This is a genomic window from Stenotrophomonas sp. 71799_Sma, from assembly GCF_056482505.1.
Genome location: NZ_CM151202.1, coordinates 2,681,888 through 2,700,681 on the forward strand (window position 1 = coordinate 2,681,888; position 18,794 = coordinate 2,700,681).

An 18,794-nucleotide genomic window follows, 5' to 3' on the forward strand; every position below is an offset into this window, starting at 1 on the left:
TGCCGTCGCTCAGAACCGCACCTGGCGCCCCTGCCCGCTGCGCTCGGCCAGGTAATCCTGGGCCGCCTTCAGCTCACGCTGCACCAGCCGCAGCGACACGCCGAGGTGGTCGGCCACGTCGCGCTGCTGCAGGCCATCGACGCGGATTGCCAGCAGGATGCGGCGACGGCGCTCGGGCATGCGCTGCAGCAGGCCGACCATGTCTTCCAGCGCGAAGTCCAGTTCGGCCGCCTGCGCCGGGCCGGGTGCCGGGTCGGCCATGTCCATCAGCGTATCCACCTCCTCTAGGCTCAGCAGGCGGTGGTCCGCACGTTGGCGGTCGATCACGGTGTTCATTGCCATGCGCAGCAGGTAGGCCGCGGGGTTCTGCACGGCGTCCAGGCGGTCACGGCGCGCGCTCAGGCGCATCCAGGTGTCCTGCAACGCGTCGCCAGCCAGCTCTTCCGAGCCCAGCTTGCGCACCAGCCGGCGCTTCAACTCATCGTAGGCACCCAGAAGGTGGTCCATCAGGTCAACTGCCCCAGCCGTACCGTTGCTCATGTTCGAATCCTTGAAGTCATGGAAGGGGCGCGCGCCGGCCACAGTCGTGGTCGGTGCCGGAAGGACGGATCTGCAGCGTCACCGGCTGTGGCAGCGCAGCGGCATCGGGCGCCAGCACCAGGCCCTGCAGCGCCTGCAGCAGGCGCGCATCGCGGCGGGCGCTGCCACTGCCTGACAGCAGCTCGGGCTCGCTCACCTGGCCCGCGCCGTCGATGCGGAAGCGCAGCGTCGCGGCATAGCGGCCGGGCGCGATCTCCGGGTCGTCACAGAACGCCGCACGCAGCCGCTGCTGCAGGCCGCCGTAGCGACGCCGACGTTCGGCCTCGGGAAGTTCGGCGCCAACACCCGATTCAGCGGCCGAGGGCGCGCCCCGGCGCAGCACCACGCGCTGCTCGCCGATCACCTCGGCCTCGATACCGGAGTCCTGCAGCAGCACCTGCAACGCAGGCAGCGGCGCCAGGCTGGCGCGCAGCGCATGGCTGCTGCGGCCTGCGGCAAGATCGCCCGGGTACATCACCGACCACCCGCTGATGACGCTGAAGCGCTCGACCGCCTGTTCCAGAGGCTGCGCAGGGATGTCGTAGGCATGAACACCGTCCTGCGCGGCGGCGGCAAAGGACAGCAGCAGCCATGCGGCGATGGCCACCTTCCAAGTTCTGACCGCATGGTGTCCATTCAGCCCCCTGACGTAGAACACATGACCCTCGGCAGCGACAGCAGCTGCAGTGGACGCGCATCACGACCGGAACCCCGGCCCGCGCGCGACCCGCAAGCGGGCTCAAAACGTACCGGTGCCAGATGTCATTGCGATGACCGCCGCCACGGCTGACGCCGAGGCAGACTCCGTGGCGCCAGTCATGCATCAGGAATCAATGAACCGAGCAGACAGGTTCATCTGCGCACGGGATCCGACCCCGACAGATCGCGGAAGCTGTCAGGCGGCGGGGCGGTATGGCCAGGCAGGACCGTTGGCGCCATGGATGGCGCCATCGAGCCCCCAAGGAAGGGTTTACGGCGTGTCCTGCCTGGCCATGCCGCCCCGCCGCCCCACGGAGAATCGCTGTTGCTGTTGCTGTTGCTGTTGCTGTTGCTGTTGCTCCTGAGGTTGCCGGCCAGCGGCCGGCACTACCCGCGGGTGCCGGGTGCAACCCGGCCGCAAACCCCACCGCTCAAAGCGGCAACTGGGTCGTCTGCTTGATCCGCTGCATCGGAATCTCGGTCTTGGTGTTCTGCACCCCGGCAATCCGGTTCAGGTGCTGCATCTGGAACTGCCGGTAGGCATCAAGGTCCGCCACCGCCACCCGCAGCAGGAAATCGCAGTCGCCCGCCATCAGATGGCATTCAAGCACTTCCGGGAAAGACTTGATGCTGTTGATGAAGTGGTTGGTGGTGTCCTCGTCCTGCCCGCGCAGCCAGACCCGCACGAACACCGTGAAGCCACGGCCCACCTTGGCCTCATTCAGCAGGGCAACGTAGCGGTCGATGTAGCCGCCCTCCTCCAGCAGCCGTACCCGCCGCAGGCAGGCCGACGGCGACAGCCCGACCAGCCGGGCCAGTTCCAGGTTCTGCAGGCGGCCGTCGCGCTGCAGGGCGTCGAGGATGCGCCGATCGATGTTGTCGAGTTGATACTGCATGCAATTTCGCCCTTGTCACTTCTGGCCGCATGAAATATCAATCATCCGGAATCCAGTGGCATCAACGCAACCCGATTTCGCGATTGGACCGCTAGCATGGGCCACCCCCACCTTGTTGTGCCGTTCGATGGACGCCCGTACCACCCTCCCCCTGCCCGGCACCTGCGATACCGCCCCGCGTGCCGAATTCCTGCGCGGCCTGCGTGCCGCCGTGCCGGTGATGATCGGCTTCATTCCGTTCGCCCTGGTGCTCGGCGCGCAGGCGGCCCAGAAAGGCCTGAGCGCACTGGAAGTGCCACTGATGACCGGCCTCAACTTCGCTGGCGGCTCGGAGTTCGCCGCCGTCGAACTGTGGACCTCGCCGCCGCATATCGCACTGATCGTGGCGATCACCGCGCTGGTCAACAGCCGCCACCTGCTGATGGGCGCCAGCCTGGCTCCGCTGCTGCAGCATCTGCCGCGCCGCCGGGTGCTGCCGGCGCTGTTCTTCATGTGCGACGAAAGCTGGGCGATGGGGGTTGCCGATGCGCGCCGCCGTGCGCTCGGCTTCAGCCTGGCCTATTACCTGGGCGTTTCGGCAGGGCTGTACACGGTCTGGGTGGCCTGCACGGCACTGGGCGCGATCGTCGGCCCGATGTTGGGCGACATCCATGCCTACGGTTTCGACATGGCCTTCCCTGCGGTATTCCTGGTGCTGCTGCGCAGCATGTGGCAGGGCATGAAGGCAGCACGGCCGTGGCTGGTCAGCCTGATCGTGGCCGCCGCCACCTACCTGCTGATCCCGGGCGCGTGGTACGTGGCCAGCGGCGCACTGGCCGGCCTGGCGGCCGCCTGGCTGCTGGCGGAGGACGCGGAATGATCTTCAATGGACTGATCCACTGGACCTCGGTGCTGACCATCGTGCTGATGGCCGCCGCCACTTACCTGACCCGCATCGTCGGCTTCCTCGCGCTGCGCAACCGCACGTTGAGCAAGCGCGCCGTGACGGTGATGGAAGCTGCGCCGGGCTGCGTGCTGATCTCGGTGATCGCCCCGGACTTCGTCGCCGACAAGCCCGCCGACCTCGGCGCGCTGGCGATCACCCTGCTGGCCGCCACGCGGCTGTCGATGCTGCCGACGGTGCTGATCGGCGTGGTCTCGGCCGGGGTGTTGCGTTATCTGATGGGCTGAGGCGCTCGCTCTGGCGTGGGCTCGGTTCTACATGGCATCTCCCTGCGACACCCGGTCGCAGGCCATCGCATCACCCACTTGATCAATGTCAAACCGCCCGCCGCCGCGCGGGCGTATTTCTATGCAGGACCCGAACACGCCGGCGCTGCCGGCATCCACAAGGACCCTGCGATGAGCTACACCCCCGACAACGTCCAGCTTCTGAACGCCATGCAGAACGTCATGGTGATCTCCACCACCGACCTGCAGGGCAATATCACCTATGCCAACGACCTGTTCTGCACGCTCACCGGCTTCGCCCGCGAGGAACTGATCGGCCAGCCGCACAGCATCGTGCGCCACCCGGATGTGCCCAAGGCGGTCTACAAGGACATGTGGGACACCATCAAGGCCGGCAAGACCTGGACCGGCATCGTGCCCAACCTCGGCAAGGGCGGCGTGCTCTATGTGGTCGATACCACCGTGCAGCCGCTGTTCGACGCCGACGGCAACATCACCTCGTACATCAGCATCCGCCGCGTGGTGAACGACCTGATGCAGAACTACGACCTGGTCGAGTTCAGCAAGGAAAAGTTCGACGACTTCTACGAGGCCGCGTGAACGCCCTCCCGGCCAGTACGCCCTTCAGCCGCCTGCTGGTGGGTTTCGCGTCCGAGTCGGGCAACGCCCGCGCCCTGGCCCAGCGCCTTGGCGCGGACCTGCAGCCGCACGGGCCGCAGGTGCTCCCGTTCAACGACATCGACGTAGCCAGCCTCGGCCACGGCGATGTGCTGCTGGCGATCTCCAGCTCGTTCGGCGATGGCGAGCCGCCAGCCAACGGCGAGCAGTTCTTCGAAACGCTGCGCCAGACCCCGACGCTGAGCGGCCTGCGCTACGCGGTGTTCGGCCTGGGTGACACCGGCTACCCCAGCTTCTGCGGCTTCACCAAGGCGCTGGATGCTGCGCTGCGCGAGCGCCAGGCGCAGCCACTGCTGCATCGGGTGGACGCCGACCTGGGCTACGAGCAGTTCTTCCAGCAATGGCAGCCGGTGCTCGGCCAGGTGCTGGATGGCGACCTCAACGCTGGCCAGGACCTGCGCCTGCAGGTCACCGCCTATGGCGAAGACAATGCCTTTGCCGCCCCCATTCTCGAACGTCGCCGCTTGAACAGCAGCGACCCGGCCGCCTGGCACCTGCAGTTGGACATTGCCGGCAGTGGCATGGCCTACCGCGCGGGCGACACCCTGCACGTGGTACCCGAGAACGACCCTGCCCTGCTGCAGGCATTGACCACCTGGTACGGCGACACCACCGCCGTGGCCGCCCTGCATGACCGCGAGCTGCGCCTGCTGAGCAAGGGGGTGCTGCGCGAAGTGGCCCGGCTCAGTGGCAGCGAATTGCTGAAGGACCTGTTGAAGGTCAGCCAGAAGCGCGAACTGGACGCCTACCTGCACGGCCTGGACCTGCTGGATGTGCTGCAGGACCACGCCACGCCGGACAGCGTGCCGCTGGCCCGGTTGCGCGAACTGCTGTCACCGCGGCTGCCGCGCGCCTATTCCATCGCCTCGCACCCGTGCGACGACCAGCTGAGCCTATGCGTGCGCGAAGTGCGCTACACCCTGCGCGGCCGCGAACGCTTCGGCACTGCCACCGGCAGCCTGCTGCATGGCGGCGACCATGCCCGTGTGTACTGCCGCTCCAACCCCGGCTTCCACCTGCCCGATACGGGCGAGGCGCCGCTGCTGCTGGTCGGCACCGGCACCGGCATCGCGCCCTTGATGGGCCTGATGCAGGAACTGCAGGCCAACGCCTGCGAACGTGAAGTGCACCTGGTGTTCGGCGAGAAGCATCGCCAGCACGACTACCTGTACCGCGACCAGCTGCAGGACTGGCACACGCGTGGCGTGCTGGCCGGACTGCATACTGCGTTCTCGCGCGATGGCACCGAAAAGGTCTATGTGCAGCATGTGCTGCAGCAGCGCGCCAGCGAAGTGCGCGACGTCCTGGCCCGCGGTGGGCATCTGTACCTGTGCGGCAGCAAGCGCCACCTGGAAGGCGCGGTGCGCGAGGCCATCGATGCCGTCGCGGGTGCAGGGCAATGGGACGCGCTGCGGAATGAAGGCCGCACGCACTGTGAACTGTATTGATCCGTTGATCCTGTAGAGCCGAGCCCACGCTCGGCTGCTGTTGGCGGTGTCGCGCAGAGCAGCCGAGCATGGGTTCGGCTCTACAGGCGCCGGTCAATCGCCGACGATGCGGCCGTCGACCACGCGCGCCACCTGCTGGCCGAACATGGCCACGTCCTGCGGGTCGTGGCTGATCAACAACAACGGGATGCCGGTCCGGTCCAACACGGTTTCCAGCTCCTGGCGCAGGTGCTGGCGCAGGTCGTGGTCCAGTGCGGAGAACGGCTCATCCAGCAGCAGCGCCTGCGGCTGCGTCACCAGGGCGCGCGCCAATGCAGTGCGCTGGCGCTGGCCACCGGAGACCTGCGAGGGCAGCAGATCGCCCACCGTGTCGATGCGGAATGCGTGCAGCCACTGCTCCACCGCATCGAAGCGCTGGCGCGCGCGCGGATTCAACCACCCGCGCTCCAGCCCGAACGCCACGTTCTGGCGCACGCTCAGGTGCGGGAACAACGCGTAATCCTGGAACACGTAGCCCAGCCGGCGGCGCTGCGGCGGCAGATCCACGCCGTTGGCCGCATCGAACAAGGTCTGCCCCTGCACGCGCACATGTCCCTGCCCGGGCCGCAGCAGCCCGGCCACCGCCTTCAGCGTCAGGCTCTTGCCGGCACCCGAGGGTCCGAACAGCACCACCTGCCGCTGCGTGCACTGCAGCGATACGTCCAACACGAAATCCTGGCCGGCCGCCTGCAGGCGGCGCTGCACCTGCAGGTCAAGCCACATCACGCAGCTCCCGGCGACGTCCGCCCACCAGCCGCGCAGCCAGCAACAGGATCACGATGCAGACCACCGAGGTCAGGATCACCAGCGCATTGGCCTTGCCATCCTGACCGGCCTGCACCGCCTCGTAGATGGCAATCGACAGCGTCTGCGTCCGGCCGGGAATGCTGCCCGCCACCATCAGCGTCGCGCCGAACTCGCCCATCGCGCGTGCAAACGCCAGCAACAGACCGGCAAGAATGCCACGCCAGGCCAGTGGCAGCGTGATGCGGAAGAACACCGCCGCTTCGGACACTCCGAGCGTGCGTGCGGCCTGCTCCAGCTGCCCGTCCACTTCCTCGAACGCCGCGCGCGCCGGCTTGAACACCAGCGGCAACGAGGCCACCGCCGCCGCAATCACCGCGGCCTGCCAGGTGAACACCAGGTTGATGCCGAACCACGATTGCAGCCATGCACCGACTGGGCCGTTGCGACCGATCAGTACCAGCAGGTAGTAGCCCAGCACCGTTGGTGGCAGCACCATCGGCAGGGTCAGCAGCGAATCCAGCAGCTCACGGCCTGGAAAGCGCCGACGGGCCAGCAGCGCGCCCAGTGCTACGCCCAGCACCAGGTTGATCGCGGTGGCCCAGCCGGCCACCTTCAGCGACAACCCCAATGCGCTCCAGTCCAGATCCATGCCTCAGGGCGTGCCGAACCCGTGTTTGGCCAGGATCGCCTGGCCCTGTGCCGAACGCAAGAAGGCGGTGAAGCGCCTGGCTTCCGCCTGCTGTGGGCTGGCCTTGATCACGGCCAGCGGATAGGCAATGCGCCCTGCCACCGGCACCGCGAAGGCACGGCGCACGCGGTTGGGCATCGCCTGCGCATCGGTGGCATAGACGAAGCCGGCATCCACTTCACCGCGTGCCACGTAGTCCAACGACTGGCGCACGTTCTGCGTGGTGATGGCCTTGCCCTGCACCGACGGCCACAGGCCCGCCGCTTCCAGCGCGCCCTTGGCATAGCGGCCGACCGGCACGCTGTCCGGGTTGCCCAGTGCGATGCGCTGCACACCGGCACCGGCCAGGTCCTTCAAGGTACGCGGCGCGGCCTTGGCCTGCGGTGGCACCACCACCCACAGCGCATTCACCGCGAACACCTCGCGGGTACCGGCCGCCAGCAGGTCCTGCTGCTGGGCCTGGTCCATCGTGGTTTCGTCGGCCGAGGCGAACACATCCACCGGCGCGCCGCGGCTGATCTGCTGCAGCAGCACGCCGGAGGCGGCGAAGTTGAAATCCACCTTGGTTCCCGGGTGTGCCTTCTCATAGGCGGTGCCCAGTTCGCGGAAGCTCTCGGTCAGGCTCGATGCCGCCGACACCGTCAGCTCAGCCGCCCAGGCCGGCACCGTGGCCAGCAGGCCCAGCAACAACAGTCCAGCTCGCTTCATCGTCGGCTCCCGGCCAGGTTCAGTTCGGATCGGATTCGTCGGCCACCGCCAGCGCTGCCAGGCGCTCGGGCTGCAGCAACAGGATCTCGCGCTGCTTCACCGCGATGATCCCATCATCGCTCAGGCGGCGCAGCACGCGGCTGGCGGTTTCCGGCGCCATCCGCAGGTAATTGGCGATCTCGGTACGCGCCATCGTCAGGTTGAAGCGCGTGGCGGAAAAGCCGCGCCGCGCGTAGCGCTCGGACATGTCCAGCAGGAACGCGGCCATGCGTTCTTCGGTACGGTGGTTGGCGGCCAGGGTCGCGACCTTGCCGATCTCCGCGCTGAGCAGGCTGAACAGCTTGGCCTGTAGCCCCGGCATGCGGGTGGCCAACAGGCTGAGCTTGGGGAACGAGATGCGGCACAGGTGCACGGTGTCCAGCGCCACCGCATTGCAGGGAAAGCGTGAACCGTGGATCGCGTTGAGGCCGATCACTTCACCCGGCAGGCTGAAGCCCAGCACCTGCTCGTTGCCCTGGCTGTCATCGACGAAGGTCTTGACCATGCCAGCGCGCACCGCAGCAATCGAATCGAACGATTCGCCAGCGCGGAAAATGTAGTCACCCGCATGGAACGGACCGACATGGTCCACCAGCACGTGCAGATCGCCCAGTGCTGTCTTGTCGTAACCCTGCGACATGCATGCGTCGGAGAACGCACAGGTGCTGCAGAAGTGCAGTGCGTCGCCATCATCGGCGGCGGCGGGGTTGGGTGTGGCCCGGCCGAGACGGCCCTGCGAAGGCGGAATTGAAGACATCGGGGCAAGACTCAAGCGATGGCGGCCGCCGGCCGGAAGCATGCGGCCATCATACGCCACAGCAGGCGCCCTTCTTCGGCCAGGCGCAGTACGCGCGCATCCCACTGCGCCCAGCCGCGTGCCAGCAACGGCGACAACGCGGGCAGCTGTTCGGCAAAACATTCCTCGAACGGTTCATCGTTGCGCCACTCGAAGGCAGCTGCATCGAGGGCGTGGTCACAGGCGATGCTCTGCGCCACTTCGGCCACCAACCGCTCGTCCTCGGACAGGATCAACCCGGCAGACACGCCCATGTGCCCGGCCTGCAGCCGCGCACGCCATTCGCCCAGTTCGTCCTCCAGCCGGTAGAACACCTCGCCGATCTGGCTGCAGGCGGACAGCCCAAGGCCGATGAAATCGCTGCGGTCGCGGCGTGGCACACCGGCAAGATCGCAATGGCGCTGGCCATCGCCCGGACCGTGCGGGTTCGGCAGATCGCCGCGCTGATAGTGATCGCCACCGATCGGTTCATAACCCGCAGCGCGCAGCAGGCGCCAGGCCTGCAGCCAATGGACGGCCGAGGGATGTTCCGGCAGCGCACACGGCGCCGGCAGCAGGATGCGCTCCGGCGCCTCGGCCAGCACCTCGTGCAGCCGTTCAATGAAGCCGGCGTCCTCGCTGCCGGGTACCCGCAACTGGTAGTAGCGCGCGGTGAAGCCCACCTGTCGCGCCTGTGCCAGCAGGGTCGGCCCCGGTGCATCGGCACGATCGATCACGTTCAAGCGGGTGCAGCCCACCGCACGCAGCTGCGCCGGCGCCAGCGCGCTGCCTGCGTCCAGCCGCACCTCCACCTGGGGCCGCGCCACGGTGCGCAGGTGCTGCGGCACCGCATCCAGCAGCTGGCCCAGCTGCGGCGGCGGCAACGTCTCGGCCAGCCCCAGCTGCAGCACCATCGCCACCACTTCACGGTCCTCGGCCAGCGCGTCGGCCTGCAGCCGCAGCGCCAGCAGCAGGGTATCCAGATACGCCTGCGGTGGCGCATCGCGTCCGCCACGGCCGGCCTGGAAGCCGAGCGTCAAGCCACGCGGAATCAGGTGCTCGTTGCTGGCGCGCACGGCGGCGCGCCACCCGCTTTCGCCAAAGCCGGTGCTGAACTGGTCAGCCGGCGGAAACAGCACGTGCCGGGGCTGCCGCAGCAATGCCGCCTGCAGCGCAGTGTCCTCGCTCTCGTCAACGTGGAAGCTCATGGCAGACATCTTCGGGCGTTCCTCTTCGCGTGGCCCTGATTGAAATCAAGCGCGGCGCATCTGATGGTGGCTGCCGGCCAGCGACCGGCACTACCCCTTCACCCACCATTTGGTAGTGCCGGCCGCTGGCCGGCAAACACCTTCACCCGCCGCGCACCCGCTCGGCGGCGGCCGCATCGATGGCTTCGGGCAGATCGGTTTCGCGGTCGATCTGCGGGAAGTGGCGGCGTTCCATGCGACGGATCGCAAAGTGCATCCACGCCAGTGCAGCCGCCACCAGCACGAACAGCAGCATGAAGCAGCTGCTCCAGATGCCCACCGCGTCATTCAGCGCGCCAAACACGATCGGCAGGATGAAGCCACCCAGGCCACCGATCATGCCGACCACGCCGCCCACCGCACCCACGTGCTTTGGGTAGTACACCGGAATATGCTTGTAGACTGCGGCCTTGCCCAACGACATGAAGAAGCCCAGCACGAACACCAGCACGGTGAACATCACCACCCCGATGGCCAGATGGAAGTGGATCGGGCCATGGATGCCCTTCACCACATACTCGGTATCCGGGTAGGCCAGCAGGAAGGTGCAGATGGCCGACACGCCGAAGGTCCAGTACATCACCCGGCGCGCGCCCATCCGGTCCGACATCCAGCCACCGACCACGCGGAACAGGCTGGCCGGGATCGAATAGCACGCCGCCAACATGCCGGCGTGGCCCACGTCCATGCCATAGGCGCCCACCAGGTAGTGCGGCAGCCACAGCGCCAGCGCCACGAAGCCGCCGAACACGAAGAAGTAGTACAGCGAGAACCGCCAGACCTGCAGGTTCTTCAGCGGCGCCATCTGCTCGGCGAACGGCACCGGCTTCACGCCCTCGCGGCGGCGCTGCTCCAGCGACGGGTCTTCCTTGCTGAAGAGGAAGAACAGCACCGCCGTGACGGCCAGCGCAACGGCCCAGACCTTGGCGACCATGGTCCAGCCGGCCGCCACCATCACCAGCGGCGCCAGCAGCTTGGTCACCGCCGAGCCGATGTTGCCGGCACCGAAGATGCCCAGCGCGGTGCCCTGCTTGCTGGCCGGGAACCACTTGGAGACGTAGGCCACGCCCACCGAGAAGTTGCCGCCGGCGATGCCCACGCACAGCGCGGCAGTCAGGAACTGGGTGTAGGTCTGCGCATAGGTCAGCATCCAGGTGGCCACTGCGCCACACAGCATCACCAGCACCATCACCTTGCGGCCACCGAATTGATCGGACCAGATGCCGAGGAAGACCCGGCTGACCGAGCCGGTCAGCACCGGGGTGGCGATCAACAGGCCGAACTGGGTGTCATTCAAGCCGAGCTGTTGACTGATCTGGATACCGATGATCGAAAAGATCATCCACACCGCAAAGCACACGGTGAAGGCGAACGTGCTCAGCCACAGCGCACGTTGCTGCTGCCCGGCACTGGCGGGGGCAAGAGCCTGGTTCATGAATTCTCCTGGTTCAAGGGGGGTTCAGCCGATATCCGCTTCGGCTTCGATCTCATCCAGCCCGCGCACCGGGTAGCGTTCCTGCAGCTGCAGCAGGTAGGCCTGCACTTCACGCTGGCGCACCTGCAGCTCCAGGTAGTCACGCAGCTGCGGCAGCACCGCCTCGAACGGCTGCGGCTGGCCTTCCTCGCGGGCATCGACGCAGACCACGTGGTAGCCCCAGCGTGATTCCACCGGGAAACCGGCCAGGCCCTCGCGCAGGCGGAACACCTGGCGGTCGAACTCCGGCGTGGTCTGCCCGCGCTGCAGCCAGCCCAGGTCGCCGCCTTCGCTGCTGGATGGGCAACGCGAATGGCGCAAGGCGAAATCGGCGAACAGGTGCGGCGACTCCTTCAGCAGCCCGACCAGCCGCTCGCCCTCGGTACGTGCGGCGAAGCGCCCAGCCACGTCGTCGGCCGGCGCGGCCAGCAGGATATGGCGCAGGCGCACGCGGTCGGGCGAGCGGAAGCGCTCCGGGTTCTGCTCGAAGTAGCGGCGGCAGTCTTCATCGGTCGGCACGCGGTCTTCGATCGCATCTTCCAGCAGTTGCTGAATCAGCACTTCCTCGTCGCTTACCCGGTTGCCCTCCGGCGCCTGCAGCCCAAGCCGCTGCGCTTCCAGGCGCAGCAGCTCACGCACCACCAGTGCACGTGCCGCTTCAGCACGAGACTGCTCCGGGCGCATCGCCCGGTGGTGCTGCATCTCGCGGGCGATGTCAGCCTCGCTGATCGCGGTCTCGTCCACGAACAGCCGGCACGGTGCCGGCTGCCCGAGCGAGCGCGGCCCCTGCGCTGCCGCGTCATGGTGGTGCGAATGCGCCTCGGCGGGAACCGGCGCAGCGGAGTCGATCACGGTGATCGGCAGGAATTTCGGCAGGCTGCCCATGGCTTACTCCCGCGGACCGTAGCGCAGCGTGGCCTGGCGGCGGCGCACCACTTGGTAGGGCCTCCACAGGTAGCTGATCGGAATGCTCCACACGTGCACCAGGCGGGTGAACGGCGCGATCAGGAACAGGGTCAGGCCCAGGAAGATATGCATCTTGTAGACCCAGCTGACGCCCTCGATGTAATCAGCGGCACCGGCGCGGAAGGTCACGATGTGCTGCGCCCACTCGGCCAGCTGCACCATCACCCCGCCGTCCAGGTGCCCGGACGAGATGCGGATGCTGTACAGGCCCAGGCACAGCTGCGCGAACAGCAGCACCAGTACCAGGGTGTCACCGAAGCTGCCGGTGGCCCGCACGCGCGCGTTGAACAGGCGGCGTACCAGCAGGATGCTGATGCCGATGAAGCACAGTGCGCCGAACACACCACCAACCACCATCGCCAGCATCTGCTTCTGCGAGGAGGTGATGAAGTGCTCGTACACCGCGTGCGGGGTCAGCAGGCCGACCAGATGGCCACCGAGGATGGCCAGGATGCCGATGTGGAAGCAGTTGCTGCCGATCCGCATGCCCTTGTCCGACAGCATCTGGCTGGAGCCGGTGCGCCAGGTGTACATGGCCTTGTCATAGCGGGCCCAGCTGCCGATCAGCAGCACCGCCACGGCGATGTACGGGTAGTACTGGAAGGCGAATTGATGCAGGGAGTAACTCATGGCTGGACCTCTCGATGCGAAGGACGGGCCGGCGAACGCACGGGCGGCTTGCAGTCTTCGGCGGGGGCTTCGGCGCCGAAGCGCACCGCCTCCTCCTCCCACAAGCGATCCATGGCCTCGGCGGTATCGTCGCGGACTTCCTCGCTGGCACGCTGGCGCAGCGCCTGCAGATCGGCCTTGCCATCACCGGCTTCGACCAGGATCTCGAACAGCGCCCGGTGCGGCAGCTCACGCTCGGCGGCACGCGCCGCCAGCATCCCGGCGATATGGCCGATGTGGTGCAGCCACTCGCGGGCCTCGCTGCCGGGGCGATGGGCCAGGAACTCCAGCAGCAGCGGCAGGTAGTCCGGCAGCTCGCGGGCATCCAGTTCGAAGCCGTTGCGGCGGTAGGTTTCGACCAGGTCGACCATGGCCTGGCCGCGGTCGCGCGACTCGCCATGGATGTGCTCGAACAGCAGCAGGCTCATCGAGCGGCCGCGGTCGAAACTGGCCAGCCACGCCGCCTGCGCATCCAGCGCATCGGTGGCCAGCAGCTGCTGCACGAAGCTGCGCAGCTGCTGGCGGCGGGTGGCGTTCAGCGCCGGGTCGTCACAGGCGGCGAGCAGTTCCTCGCCGTGCTCCCACAGTTCCTCGCGGGGGTAGTCCAGCAACACCCCGACCAGCTTGAGCACGCTCATCAGACCACCTCCTTGCGGCGGTGGTTGGGACCGTTGTCGACCACGAAGGTGGTGCTCTTGCGCTGGCCAAACAGGTCGGCCGGGCTGTCACCATTGCAGCCGTTGCCGAAGGTGAAGCCGCAGCCGCCGCGCTCGCCGAAGGCATCGTTGGCGTACTCGCGGTGGCCGGTCGGAATCACGAAACGGTCCTCGTAGTTGGCGATGGCCAGGTAGCGGTACATCTCCTCCACCTGGGCGATGCTCAGCCCGGTCTGCTCCAGTACCGCGGTGTCTTCCACGCCGTCCACGTTCTTGGCCCGGCGCCAGGCACGCATGGCCATCAGCCGTTCCAGCGCGCGTACCACCGGTGCCTCGTCACCGGCCGTCAGCAGGTTGGCCAGGTAGCGCATCGGGATGCGCAGCGACGCAACGTCCGGCAGTTCGCCGCTCATGCCCACACGGCCACGCTCGGCGGCGGACTGGATCGGCGACAGCGGTGGCACGTACCAGACCATCGGCAGCGTGCGGTATTCCGGGTGCAGCGGCAGCGCCAGCTTCCAGTCGATGGCCAGCTTGTACACCGGCGACTGCTTGGCCGACTCCAGCCAGCTGTCCGGGATGCCCTCCTTGCGCGCGGCGGCGATCACCGCCGGATCGTTCGGGTCCAGGAAGATGTCCAGGTGGGCCTGGTACAGGTCCTTCTCGGCCGGCACCGAGGCGGCCTCGGCGATGCGATCGGCGTCGTACAGCATCACGCCCAGGTAGCGGATGCGGCCCACGCAGGTTTCCGAGCACACGGTCGGCTCACCCATCTCGATGCGCGGATAGCAGAAGATGCACTTCTCCGACTTGCCGCTCTTCCAGTTGTAGTAGATCTTCTTGTACGGGCAGGCCGACACGCACATGCGCCAGCCACGGCACTTGTCCTGGTCGATCAGCACGATGCCGTCTTCCTCGCGCTTGTAGATCGCGCCTGATGGGCACGCCGACACGCACGCCGGGTTCAGGCAGTGCTCGCACAGACGCGGCAGGTACATCATGAAGGTCTTCTCGAAGGCGCCGTAGATCTCCTTCTGCACCTGGTCGAAGTTGTAGTCGCGCGAGCGCTTGCTGAACTCCGAACCGAGGATCTCCTCCCAGTTGGGGCCCCACTCGATCTTCTGCATGCGCTCGCCACTGATCAGCGAACGCGGGCGCGCGGTCGGCTGGTGCTGGCTGTCCTTGGCGGTGTGCAGGTTCTGGTAGTCGAAGTCGAACGGCTCGTAGTAATCGTCGATCTGCGGCAGGTCCGGGTTGGCGAAGATCTTGGCCAGCATCCGCCAGCGACCGCCAGCGCGTGGCACCAGCTTGCCGCTGCCGGTACGCACCCAGCCGCCGTTCCACTTCTCCTGGTTCTCCCATTCCTTCGGATAGCCGATGCCCGGCTTGGTTTCAACGTTGTTGAACCAGGCGTACTCGACACCCTCGCGCGAGGTCCAGACGTTCTTGCAGGTGATCGAGCAGGTGTGGCAGCCGATGCACTTGTCCAGGTTCAGCACCATCGCGATCTGTGCACGGACCTTCATCACACCACCTCCTTGGCAACGGCCGGTACGGCCTCGCCATCAAGCCAATCGATCTTGTCCATCTTGCGCACGATCACGAACTCGTCGCGGTTGGTGCCGCAGGTGCCGTAGTAGTTGAAACCGTAGGCCAGCTGCGCGTAGCCACCAATCATGTGGGTCGGCTTGAGCACGATGCGGGTCACCGAGTTGTGGATACCACCACGGGTGCCGGAAATCTCCGAGCCCGGCACGTTGATGATGCGTTCCTGGGCGTGGTACATCATCGCCATGCCCGGCATCACGCGCTGGCTGACCACCGCACGCGCGGCAATCGCGCCGTTGACGTTGAACAGCTCGATCCAGTCGTTGTCGACGATGCCGGCACTGCGCGCGTCGTCCTCGCTGATCCACACGATCGGGCCGCCACGCGACAGTGTCTGCATGATCAGGTTGTCGCTGTAGGTGCTGTGGATGCCCCACTTCTGGTGCGGGGTGATCCAGTTCAGCACGATCTCCTTGTTGCCGTTCGGGCGCTGGTTCAGCAGCGGCTCCACCGTGCGCGTGTTGACCGGCGGCCGGTAGCTCATGAAGGCCTCGCCGAAGTCGATCATCCACTCGTGGTCCTGGTAGAACTGCTGGCGACCGGTCACCGTGCGCCACGGAATCAGCTCGTGCACGTTGGTATAGCCGGCGTTGTAGCTGACGTTGTCATCTTCTAGGCCCGACCAGATCGGCGAGGAAATGATCTTGCGCGGCTGTGCCTGGATGTCACGGAAGCGGATCGCCTCGTGCTCCTTGCCCACTGCCAGGTGAGTGTGCTCCCGGCCGGTGAAGGTGCCCAGCGATTCCCACGCCTTCACTGCCACGTGGCCGTTGGTTTCCGGCGCCAGATGCAGGATCACTTCGGCCGCGTCGATCGCGGTCGAGATGGCCGGGCGGCCCTGGCTTACGCCTTCTTCGTGCACGGTGTGGTTCAACTTGCCGAGGAACTCGACCTCGTGCCTGGTATCCCAGCTCATGCCCTTGCCGCCGTTGCCCTGCTTGTCCAGCAGCGGGCCGAGCGAGGTGAACTTGCGGTACAGGTTCGGGTAGTCACGCTCCACCACCGTCATCGACGGCATGGTCTGGCCCGGAATGGCCTCGCACTCGCCCTTCTTCCAGTCGGCCACGCCGAACGGCATGCCCAGCTCGTTGGGGGTGTCGTGCAGGGTCGGCACCAGCACCAGGTCCTTCTCCACACCCAGCACGCCCGGCGCCATCTCGCTCACGGTGCGGGCCACCTCTTTGAAGATGTCCCAGTCACTGCGCGATTCCCACGCAGGGTCCACCGCCTTGGACAGCGGGTGGATGAAGGGGTGCATGTCCGAGGTATTGAGATCGTCCTTCTCGTACCAGGTCGCGGTCGGCAGCACGATGTCCGAGTACAGCGCGGTGGTGCACATGCGGAAGTCGAGCGTGACCAGCAGGTCCAGCTTGCCTTCCGGCGCCTCGTCGCGCCACTTCACCTCCTGCGGCTTCACTGCGCCCATTTCGCCCAGGTCCTTGCCCTGCAGCCCGTGGCGCGTACCCAGCAGGTGCCGCAGCATGTACTCATGGCCCTTGCCCGAGGAACCGAGCAGGTTCGAGCGCCAGATGAACATCATGCGCGGGTGGTTCTGGCTGGCGTCCGGGTCGGCGAAGGCGAAGTCCAGCGAGCCGTCCTTGAACTTGCCCAGCGCGTAGTCCGCCGGGGCCACGCCGGCCGCTTCGGCCTCGCGTACCAGCTGCAGCGGGTTGCGGTCGAGCTGCGGGGTGCTCGGCAGCCAGCCCATGCGCACCGCGCGCAGGTTCAGGTCAGCCAGGCTGCCGCCGTACTTGCTGGCATCGGCCAGCGGCGACAGCAGCTCGTCCACCTGCAGCTTCTCGTAGCGCCACTGCCCGGTGTTGAAGTAGAAGAACGAGGTGCCGTTCATGTGGCGCGGCGGCTTGCTCCAGTCCAGCCCGAACGCGAGCGGCTGCCAGCCGGTCTGCGGGCGCAGCTTTTCCTGGCCCACGTAATGCGCCCAGCCGCCACCGGTCTGGCCCACGCAACCGCACATGATCAGCATGTTGATCAGGCCGCGGTAGTTCATGTCGTTGTGGAACCAGTGGTTCATGCCCGCGCCGACGATGATCATCGAACGGCCATGGGTCTTGTCGGCGGTACGCGCGAACTCGCGGGCGATCTCGATCACCTCGGCGCGCGACACGCCGGTGATGCGCTCCTGCCACGCCGGCGTGCCCGGCACCATGTCATCGAAGCTCGATGCCACGTTGCCGCCGCCAAAGCCACGGTCCACGCCGTACTGGGCCAGCAGCAGGTCGTAGACCGTGGCCACCAGCGTCTCGCCGCCGTCGACCGTGACCAGCCGGCGCACCGGAATGTTGCGGTCCAGTACGTCTTCGGCCGGCGCGGCAGTCCAGCCGTCGCTTTCAATGCCACCGAAGTACGGGAAGCTCACCGCCTCGATGCCGTCGTTGGCGTCGGACAAGCTCAGGCGCAGGCGTGTGTCGGCGCCATTGCTGGCCTTCTCTTCGATGTTCCAGCGGCCCTTTTCACCCCAGCGGAAACCGATGGAGCCATTGGGCACCACGATCTGGCCACTGTTCTCGTCGTAGGCCAGGGTCTTCCAGTCCGGGTTGTTGGCTTCACCCAGCCCGCCCAGCTCACTGGCACGCAGGAAGCGGCCCGCCACCAGGCGGCCATCGTCGCGGCGCTCAAGGCGCACCAGCATCGGCATGTCCGAGTACTGGCGGCAGTAGTCCTGGAAATACTGCGAGGGCGAATCGACATGGAACTCGCGCAGGATCACATGGCCGAAGGCAAAGGCCAGCGCCGCGTCGGTGCCCTGCTTGGGGTGCAGCCAGTGGTCGGTCAGCTTGGCCAGCTCGGAATAGTCCGGGCAGATCGCCACCGTCTTGGTGCCGTTGTAGCGCGCCTCGGTGAAGAAGTGCGCATCGGGCGTACGCGTCTGCGGCACGTTCGAACCCCAGGCGATGATGTAGCGGCTGTTGTACCAGTCGGCCGACTCGGGCACGTCGGTCTGCTCGCCCCAGATCTGCGGCGAGGCCGGCGGCAGGTCGCAGTACCAGTCGTAGAAGGACAGGCAGGCGCCACCCAGCAGCGACAGGTATCGCGCACCGGCAGCGTAGGACACCATCGACATCGCCGGAATCGGCGAGAACCCGACCACGCGGTCCGGGCCGTACTGCTTCACCGTGTACAGGTTGGAGGCGGCGATGATCTCGTTGGCCTCTTCCCACTGCAGGCGCACAAAGCCACCCATGCCGCGGCGGGTCTTGTACGAGCGCGCCTTCTCCTTGTCCTCCACGATGCTGGCCCAGGCATCGACCGGGGCCTTGCTCTTGCGGGCTTCGCGCCACAGGCGCAGCAGCGTGCCGCGGATCAGCGGGTACTTCAGCCGGTTGGCGCTGTACAGGTACCAGGAATAGCTGGCGCCACGCGGGCAGCCACGTGGTTCATGGTTGGGCAGGTCCGGGCGCGTGCGCGGGTAATCGGTCTGCTGGGTTTCCCAGGTGACCAGGCCGTTCTTGACGTAGATCTTCCAGCTGCAGGAGCCGGTGCAGTTCACGCCGTGTGTGGAACGTACGATCTTGTCGTACTGCCAGCGGGCGCGGTAACTGTTTTCCCAGTCGCGGCCCTCGCTCTTGGCAAAACCATGGCCATCGGCAAAGGTCTGGGGGTCACGCTTGAAGAACTGCAAGCGATCGAGGAAATAACTCATCGGGGATCTCCCTTTGCGGACATCGGCATCGTGGCTGTGTGTGTCAT

General features: G+C 66.8%; 18 protein-coding genes. 4 read left to right on the plus strand and 14 right to left on the minus strand.

Annotation, left to right across the window (positions count from 1 at the left end; all coding sequences use genetic code 11):
• Window positions 1–9 precede the first annotated feature (9 nt).
• The 3 genes from ACZK4Z_RS12405 to ACZK4Z_RS12415 all read right to left on the minus strand — a co-directional run bounded on the left by ACZK4Z_RS12405 (window position 10) and on the right by ACZK4Z_RS12415 (window position 2,174).
• Window positions 10–540, minus strand: coding sequence for an RNA polymerase sigma factor (locus tag ACZK4Z_RS12405; protein ID WP_019337777.1), 531 nt, complete (start codon window positions 538–540; stop codon window positions 10–12).
• Between the two features lie 16 nt (window positions 541–556).
• A complete protein-coding gene (locus tag ACZK4Z_RS12410) occupies window positions 557–1,237 on the minus strand; it encodes a TonB C-terminal domain-containing protein (protein WP_430372747.1) in 681 nt (226 codons plus the stop codon).
• Window positions 1,238–1,709: 472 nt separating this feature from the next.
• Window positions 1,710–2,174 (minus strand): Lrp/AsnC family transcriptional regulator, encoded by a 465-nt coding sequence (locus ACZK4Z_RS12415; protein ID WP_171954402.1) that lies wholly within the window; start codon window positions 2,172–2,174, stop codon window positions 1,710–1,712.
• Window positions 2,175–2,301: 127 nt separating this feature from the next.
• On the opposite strand from ACZK4Z_RS12415, the gene ACZK4Z_RS12420 reads away from it, so the two are divergent.
• The 4 genes from ACZK4Z_RS12420 (at window position 2,302) to ACZK4Z_RS12435 (ending at window position 5,470) form a co-directional block, all read left to right on the plus strand.
• A complete protein-coding gene (locus ACZK4Z_RS12420; protein ID WP_430372602.1) occupies window positions 2,302–3,033 on the plus strand; it encodes an AzlC family ABC transporter permease in 732 nt (243 codons plus the stop codon).
• Window positions 3,030–3,344: an AzlD family protein gene (locus ACZK4Z_RS12425; protein ID WP_329765709.1), complete on the plus strand. Its 315-nt coding sequence runs from the start codon at window positions 3,030–3,032 to the stop codon at window positions 3,342–3,344. The genes ACZK4Z_RS12420 and ACZK4Z_RS12425 overlap by 4 nt, the downstream gene beginning before the upstream one ends.
• A gap of 171 nt (window positions 3,345–3,515) precedes the next feature.
• Entirely contained in the window at window positions 3,516–3,944 is a 429-nt protein-coding gene (locus tag ACZK4Z_RS12430) for a PAS domain-containing protein (RefSeq protein ID WP_010485321.1), read from the plus strand.
• On the plus strand, window positions 3,941–5,470 hold the full coding sequence (locus ACZK4Z_RS12435; protein ID WP_430372605.1) for a diflavin oxidoreductase: 1,530 nt from the start codon (window positions 3,941–3,943) through the stop codon (window positions 5,468–5,470). Before ACZK4Z_RS12430 ends, ACZK4Z_RS12435 begins: the two co-directional genes overlap by 4 nt.
• Window positions 5,471–5,563: 93 nt before the next feature.
• Here the strand turns inward: ACZK4Z_RS12435 and ACZK4Z_RS12440 are convergent, their stop codons facing one another.
• From ACZK4Z_RS12440 to ACZK4Z_RS12490, 11 genes are all read right to left on the minus strand, one after another.
• Complete coding sequence (locus ACZK4Z_RS12440; RefSeq protein WP_049409457.1) at window positions 5,564–6,232, minus strand: ATP-binding cassette domain-containing protein; 669 nt, start codon at window positions 6,230–6,232, stop codon at window positions 5,564–5,566.
• Window positions 6,222–6,905 (minus strand): molybdate ABC transporter permease subunit, encoded by a 684-nt coding sequence (modB, locus tag ACZK4Z_RS12445; RefSeq protein ID WP_019659885.1) that lies wholly within the window; start codon window positions 6,903–6,905, stop codon window positions 6,222–6,224. Before modB ends, ACZK4Z_RS12440 begins: the two co-directional genes overlap by 11 nt.
• Window positions 6,906–6,908: 3 nt before the next feature.
• A complete protein-coding gene (modA, locus tag ACZK4Z_RS12450; protein ID WP_019337805.1) occupies window positions 6,909–7,652 on the minus strand; it encodes a molybdate ABC transporter substrate-binding protein in 744 nt (247 codons plus the stop codon).
• A 19-nt stretch (window positions 7,653–7,671) separates the two neighbouring features.
• Complete coding sequence (locus ACZK4Z_RS12455) at window positions 7,672–8,448, minus strand: helix-turn-helix domain-containing protein (RefSeq protein ID WP_010485317.1); 777 nt, start codon at window positions 8,446–8,448, stop codon at window positions 7,672–7,674.
• Window positions 8,449–8,459: 11 nt separating this feature from the next.
• Window positions 8,460–9,674 (minus strand): oxygen-independent coproporphyrinogen III oxidase, encoded by a 1,215-nt coding sequence (locus ACZK4Z_RS12460; protein WP_010485316.1) that lies wholly within the window; start codon window positions 9,672–9,674, stop codon window positions 8,460–8,462.
• A gap of 142 nt (window positions 9,675–9,816) precedes the next feature.
• Complete coding sequence (locus ACZK4Z_RS12465) at window positions 9,817–11,148, minus strand: MFS transporter (RefSeq protein WP_143993735.1); 1,332 nt, start codon at window positions 11,146–11,148, stop codon at window positions 9,817–9,819.
• A gap of 24 nt (window positions 11,149–11,172) precedes the next feature.
• A complete protein-coding gene (locus ACZK4Z_RS12470) occupies window positions 11,173–12,072 on the minus strand; it encodes a peptidylprolyl isomerase (RefSeq protein ID WP_019337807.1) in 900 nt (299 codons plus the stop codon).
• 3 nt (window positions 12,073–12,075) lie between these two features.
• The gene (gene narI / locus ACZK4Z_RS12475) at window positions 12,076–12,783 is read right to left on the minus strand and encodes a respiratory nitrate reductase subunit gamma (protein WP_010485313.1); all 708 of its coding nucleotides are present in this window, start codon (window positions 12,781–12,783) and stop codon (window positions 12,076–12,078) included.
• Window positions 12,780–13,460, minus strand: coding sequence for a nitrate reductase molybdenum cofactor assembly chaperone (gene narJ, locus ACZK4Z_RS12480; protein WP_171954407.1), 681 nt, complete (start codon window positions 13,458–13,460; stop codon window positions 12,780–12,782). Before narJ ends, narI begins: the two co-directional genes overlap by 4 nt.
• A complete protein-coding gene (gene narH / locus ACZK4Z_RS12485) occupies window positions 13,460–15,004 on the minus strand; it encodes a nitrate reductase subunit beta (protein WP_143993733.1) in 1,545 nt (514 codons plus the stop codon). Before narH ends, narJ begins: the two co-directional genes overlap by 1 nt.
• Window positions 15,004–18,747: a nitrate reductase subunit alpha gene (locus ACZK4Z_RS12490; RefSeq protein WP_143993732.1), complete on the minus strand. Its 3,744-nt coding sequence runs from the start codon at window positions 18,745–18,747 to the stop codon at window positions 15,004–15,006. The genes narH and ACZK4Z_RS12490 overlap by 1 nt, the downstream gene beginning before the upstream one ends.
• Between the last annotated feature and the right edge of the window lie 47 nt (window positions 18,748–18,794).